This window comes from Natronospira elongata, assembly GCF_034931365.1.
In the GTDB taxonomy this organism is placed as follows: domain Bacteria; phylum Pseudomonadota; class Gammaproteobacteria; order Natronospirales; family Natronospiraceae; genus Natronospira; species Natronospira elongata.
This window is the reverse complement of sequence record NZ_JAYGII010000064.1, coordinates 1-6,176: the sequence shown is the minus strand read 5'-3', so window position 1 is coordinate 6,176 and position 6,176 is coordinate 1. Positions and strand designations below refer to the sequence as shown.

The following is a 6,176-nucleotide window of genomic DNA, read 5'->3' as shown; positions in this document are numbered from 1 at the left end:
GCTTCAGCATCGAGGTTGAGGGCAATCAGCCGCCGGAATTTACCAGTGATCCAGACCTTGATGCTCAGGCGGGTGAAAGCTATCAGTACATCGCTACAGCCCAGGATCCCCAGGACGGGGCCATTACTATCACGGCAGTGAATATACCTGAGTGGTTAAGCCTCTCAGACCAGGGCGACGGCAGTGCAATCCTTGAGGGTATTCCCGATCTGGATGATATCGGCCCTCACGGGATTGTGATTGAGGCCGAGAGCGAATTCGGTCTGAGCGTGCAACAGGATTTCGAGATTCAGGTGGATGGTGAGATAGAGCCACCCGTATTTCTCAGTGAACCGGATCAGGAGGCATACGCCGGAACTACCTGGACCTATCAGGTTTCTGTGCAAGATCCTCAGGAGCTGGGGGTGCATGTGAATGCCGTGACGCTGCCTGATTGGCTATCCTTTGTGGACCAGGGAGGAGGCGAAGCCTTGCTGGAAGGCGCCCCGGATTTTGAAGATGTGGGCGTTCACCTTGTTGTCTTGGAGGCACAGAACCAATTCGATGAGAGAGCCGAACAGGCCTTTGAGCTATCGGTGGTAGCAGATTCTGATGATCAGCTAAGCCTGATTATGGAGTCCTATCCTTCTACCCTTCAGGCAGGGAAAGCACTCACTTTGCATCTTGAAGTAGAGAATCCTGGCGACGGCATGGCACAAGAGGTAAGCCTTTCCGCAAGCATTTACGCCAGCGAGGCGGTGGCAATTCAGCCCATGGATGAGGTCGCAGAAGGCTGCCATCTCGATCAGAGTCGCCATCCTTGGGAACTGGAGTGTTCGCTGGGAGACATGGAAGGATCTTCCTTTCAGGATATCTTGTTCGAGCTTGAGAGCAGCGTTGCCGGCGATGTTTTCATGTCGGCTGAGCTTTTCAGTGAGTCGGATGCCTTGATCGGTGATCACGCTTTGGCTGAATTGTCCCTGGCAGGGCATGAGTCGATTGGTATTGGTGCAGATCAAGTCCTGGAATACGTTGCGCAGCGTGTCGTGGTCGGTGACCTCACTGGTAATTCCGTCTCGGATTTGGTTCTGGCGACGGGCAGCGGTGAGCCGAGTCTCCTGCTCCATAACGACGGTGAGTCCGATTTTGAGGTTCAGCAGACCTTGGCAGAAGAATTGGACATACGCGATGCCTTGCTGGCGGATATAAGCGGTGATGGCCGACAAGAGCTGGTGTTGGTCAATGCCAACGGTCCCAGCCTTGTTAAGGGCATGGACGGCGATTTGCGGTACGAGACCGTCTCTGAGCTGGAATCAGGTGGTGCGGTCAGTGGGTTAACGACTGATTTGACCGGTGATGGTTGGCAGGACCTGTTATTGCTGACCGGGTCGTCGGAGATTCTGCTATTCGTCAATCAAGGTGGGCAGTTGACTCCTGCAGGCGGTTTTCCGCTCCCCGAGGCGTCCATCGCTGCGGCTGCGGACCTGACTGGGGATGGTAGGCCAGAGTTGATATTGGGATGGATCGACGGTCGGGTGCTCATCATTCGGCCGGTGATCGATTCTTTATTAGCCGCTCATGGAGAACAAGCAGCCCTTGATTATTTGATCCTGGATGAATACAACGTTGGGCCCGGACTGCTTGATATTGCCACGGGCGATATTACTGGTAGCGGCTACCCGGATATGGCTGTTGCCCGGGGGAAAGATGGTCGGCCACATGGCAAGATTCCTGCCAATGCAGTGTATTTCAACGATGGGAGCGGCCACTTAGGGCATCATCTGGACTTGGGACGTGTTGATAGTGTTGCGGTTGAACTACAGGATCTAACCGGAAACGGTCGTCTTGATCTCATGTTCGGGAATTCTCGGGGCGGGCATCAGGTGTACCGGAATCATCGCAATGGTGTTATTCGGCTCGCGGACCGCATTCTAAAGCATTCTGGATCTCGTCAATTGTTATCTGCTGATCTGGACGGTGATGGTCGCTGGGACTGGGTTTCGTTGCGGGATGACGGTGAAACCGTGGACCTATACCCAAGCAGCGAATCGCCCCTGTTTCCGAGAGCTAATCTCGGACTCTCGGTGAGCTTGGGGGATGAAGCGCTTGATATCCGGGATTCCCGGCCAGTAAGCATCAGGGTGACTAACGAGGGACCCGATATCAGTGAGGCAGTGACGCTCAATATTGAGGTACCTGCGGGCATCAGTATCGATAGCGGTGAACATGACTGTGAAGCTGTGGGCGGGGGGCTCCAGTGCGCTCTGGGTGATATCCCGGTTGGTGGTGAGAAAGAGCTTGCTTTGAAGCTCGAAGCTACCTCGCCTGGGCAGTTTGAGTTTCAGTTCTCACTGACTGCTGACACTGAGGACCCTCAGCCAGAGAATGCCCAGTACGCGGCTACGTGGGTGGTGGAGCATGGAGGTTTCCGAAGTGGCTGCAGTACTGGGCTTGATCCAAGAGACTGGGTGATGTGGTTGATTCTGTTGCTGAGCCTTCAACTCTTCAGACGACGAGCGTCAATGCGAATGTCGTCAATCAGGTCTGGCGGTGGCCAGTGATGTCTTCCAGTTTGCTCCGGCCAAGAATGGAAGGTTCGGGCTGAAGTGTGGCGTGCCCGATATCAAACTGTGAAGCGAGTATATTCTCAAGACGCCACTGTACAGCCGGCCAGTGGTCGAGCTGATGAAGGACTACATGTGCTGATAATGCGGTTTCCTGGGAGGATAAGGCCCAGATGTGCAGGTCATGGACGGAATGCACCCCTGCGTCATCGGCCATGACGCGCCCCACCTCTACCAAGTCGATGTGTGGCGGTACCGCTTCCATGACCACGTGTGAAGCCTCCTTCAGCAACCGCAGGGCGGCGACCGTGATCAGCATACAAATGAACAGTGTCAGAATTGGGTCAATGGGTGTGAACCCAGTTAGAAGTATGACGAGCCCTGCTGTAATGGCAGCTACAGAGCCCAGCAGGTCCCCAAGTACGTGCAGTAGTGCTCCTTTGTTATTCAGATTCCTTTCGCCCTGAAATAAGACCGCTGCGAGGGTGAGGTTCAGAAGCAGGCCGATGCTTCCGACGATGAAGACAATATTGCCCTCCACTGGCCGGGGCTCAACCAAGCGCTGAATGGCGGCCAGTGACAAGGCACCAACGATCAGCAGCATGATCGTGGCATTGATCATGGCGGCGAGGACTTCGGCACGGCCCAGTCCGAAGGTGTGACGGTGGCTGGCGGGCCGCTGGGCCAGCCAGGCGGCGGTGGCCGCCAGGGCCAGGGCCAGGGAGTCCGAGGCCATGTGAGCGGCATCGCCCATCAGGGCCAGGGACCCGGCAATCCAGCCGAAGGTGAATTCCACCACGGCAAAGGCCAGGGTGATGACAATGCCGATGATAAAGGGAGCTGCCCCAGTCCTGCCGCCGCCCTGATGATCGTGGTGATGTCCGTGCATTGCTTTACCGCCGAAGGCGGGCGCCGGCGGCTGCCGGGGCCCGCCTTCCTCGTTTAGCGCAGCTTGAAGGTGTCCAGCTTCTTGTCCACTGCAACATTGCGAAGCTGAACATACTCGGGCAGGCCTTCTGAGTTGTAGGGCGGATAGGCTTCGCCCTGAATCAGCGGTGCCAGATAGGCACGGCCGGCGTCGGTGATGCCGAAGCCGTCCTCGCTGATGAACTCGCGAGGCATCTTCTTTTCCACGTTGGCCACCTCGGCGAGGGGGGCCTCGTCGATTTCCCAGCTGTATGGCGCATCGGACAGGCGCTTGATGGCCGGCATGACGCTGTTCTTGCCCGCAAGAGCCATCTCCACGGCAGCCCGTCCTACTGCAACCGCTTGCTGCAGGTCGGTCTCAGAGGCCAAGTGACGGGCCGAGCGCTGCAGATAATCCGCCACTGCCCAGTGGTATTTGTGCCCCAGGGCTGACTTGACCATATCGGCAATCACCGGACCGACGCCACCCAACTGCTTGTGCCCAAAGGCATCCACGCTGCCGGCATCCGCCAGGAAGTTGCCCTCGGCGTCCCGTGTCCCTTCGGAAACCACCACCGTGCAATAGCCGTAGTCTTTTACCGCCTGGTCTACCTTGGCGAGGAATTTTTCCCGGTCAAAGGCGATTTCCGGGAAAAGAATGACGTGCGGCGGTTCTTCATCCGTTTTGCCCGCCAGGCCACCGGCGGCGGCGATCCAGCCCGCATGGCGCCCCATCACCTCAAGCACGAAAACCTTGGTTGAGGTTCGAGCCATGGACATCACATCCAGAGAGGCTTCCAGGGTGGAAACCGCAATGTACTTGGCCACCGAGCCGAATCCCGGACAGGTGTCGGTAATGGGCAGGTCATTATCCACGGTTTTGGGCACATGGATGGCCTGGATGGGGTAACCCATGGTCTCCGAGAGCTGGGAGACCTTGAGGCAGGTGTCGGCGGAATCCCCGCCCCCGTTGTAGAAGAAATAGCCGATATTGTGCGCCTTGAAGACCTCGATCAGCCGCTCATACTCGGCGCGATTCTCCTCCAGGCTTTTCAGCTTGTAGCGACAGGAGCCGAAGGCGCCGCCGGGAGTATGTTTGAGCGCCGCAATGGCCTCGTCACTTTCCTGGCTGGTGTCAATCAGGTCTTCGGTCAGGGCCCCGATGATCCCGTCACGGCCGGCATAGACCTTGCCAATTCGGTCCCCGTGCTCCCTGGCCGCTTCGATGACTCCGGCGGCGGTGGCGTTAATGACGGCGGTGACGCCCCCTGATTGGGCGTAGAAAGCGTTGCGTTTGGCCATTGGGCGACCTCCTCCCGAAATCGGAATCCAGACTGTGTAGGCGGGGAATAATCCCTTGCGACAAGTGCGGAAGGATAACGGAAATAGACTATTATTGCCGCCCCCATAGCTCGAGAAGAGGCGGATTTGGGCGGAAATGTCTTGGAAAAATCTTTCCCCCTTGTTGACTGCCCCCTTCGAGCCGGTTAGTTTTGCCCGCATCAGTGTCTTTGTCTTCCGTGCGTGCTCCCGATACAAGGGGCGCTGTCGCGGGAAGTTGCGGAACCGGATCGAATCAGCCAAAGCGAGAAAAGCTCATGCGTATCGTCATGCTTGGGGCCCCCGGTGCGGGGAAGGGAACACAGTCGCGACAACTGGTGGAGACCTATGGCATCCCCCAGATTGCAACCGGGGATCTGCTACGGGCAGCGCTCAAGGCCGGGACTGATCTTGGTCTGAAAGCCAAGGCCGCCATGGACGCGGGCCAATTGGTGTCCGATGAAATCGTCCTCGGGATTATCAAGGAGCGACTGAAGGAAGGCGATGCCCGGGACGGCTTCATCCTCGACGGCTTCCCACGCAATATCGCCCAGGCGGAGGAACTGGATCGGATGCTGGCCGAAATCGGCCAACCCCTGGATCTGGCTATTCTGATGGACGTGGACGAGGACAAGCTGGTCCAGCGTCTCGCCGGCCGGCGGGTCTGCCAGCACTGTGGCAATGTGCACAACATTTACTCCGCACCTCCCAAGCTCGAAGGCCAGTGTGACGCCTGCGGCGGGCCGCTGGCCCATCGGGCGGACGACAACGAGGAAACGGTTCTCAACCGCCTGCGGGTCTACGATGCTCAAACCCGGCCTCTGGTGGAGTATTTCCGCGGCCAGGGCAAGCTGGCCACGGTGGATGCCGACGGCGAGATGGAGGACGTGTTCCGTCGCCTCAAGGCGGTCCTCGATCCGGTCAAGAGTGGTACGGCGCCGGCTGCCAGCTCCGGCGGCGCGGCCGGTGCCGTGACGCCCTATAGCACTGAGCCGGCAGCCGATGCGGCCACGGGGCGCCCCGGTGGCGGCGATGACGCCGCGGAACCGGCTGCGGCCCGGACGGTGAAGAAGGCCACCAAGAAGAAGGCCACCAAGAAGAAGGCCTCCAAGAAGAAGGCCACCAAGAAGAAGGCCACCAAGAAGAAGGCCACCAAGAAGAAGGCCTCCAAGAAGAAGGCCTCCAAGAAGAAGGCCTCCAAGAAGAAGGCCACCAAGAAGAAGGCCACCAAGAAGAAGGCCTCCAAGAAGAAGGCCTCCAAGAAGAAGGCCACCAAGAAGAAGGCTTCCAAGAAGAAGGCCTCCAAGAAGAAGGCCTCCAAGAAGAAGGCCACCAAGAAGAAGGCCTCCAAGAAGAAGGCCACCAAGAAGAAGGCCTCCAAGAAGAAGGCCACCAAGAAGAAGGCCA

4 protein-coding genes are annotated in these 6,176 nt (G+C 58.1%); 2 read left to right on the top strand and 2 right to left on the bottom strand.

The genetic code is table 11. The features are described from left to right. On the top strand, window positions 1–2,540 hold a 2,540-nt coding region (locus VCB98_RS13445), incomplete at its 5' end, for an FG-GAP-like repeat-containing protein (protein WP_346053392.1). On the opposite strand, the gene VCB98_RS13440 is transcribed toward VCB98_RS13445, so the two are convergent. Then, entirely contained in the window at window positions 2,518–3,432 is a 915-nt protein-coding gene (locus VCB98_RS13440) for a cation diffusion facilitator family transporter (RefSeq protein ID WP_346053390.1), read from the bottom strand. The two genes, VCB98_RS13445 and VCB98_RS13440, sit on opposite strands and share 23 nt — an antisense overlap. Before the next feature lie 53 nt (window positions 3,433–3,485). Continuing rightward, on the bottom strand, window positions 3,486–4,751 hold the full coding sequence (locus VCB98_RS13435) for a 6-phosphofructokinase (protein WP_346053388.1): 1,266 nt from the start codon (window positions 4,749–4,751) through the stop codon (window positions 3,486–3,488). A 296-nt stretch (window positions 4,752–5,047) separates the two neighbouring features. Between VCB98_RS13435 and VCB98_RS14020 the strand changes: the two genes are divergently transcribed. Further along, window positions 5,048–6,176 (top strand): adenylate kinase (locus tag VCB98_RS14020; protein ID WP_445354003.1); only part of this gene is annotated, 1,129 nt, incomplete at its 3' end.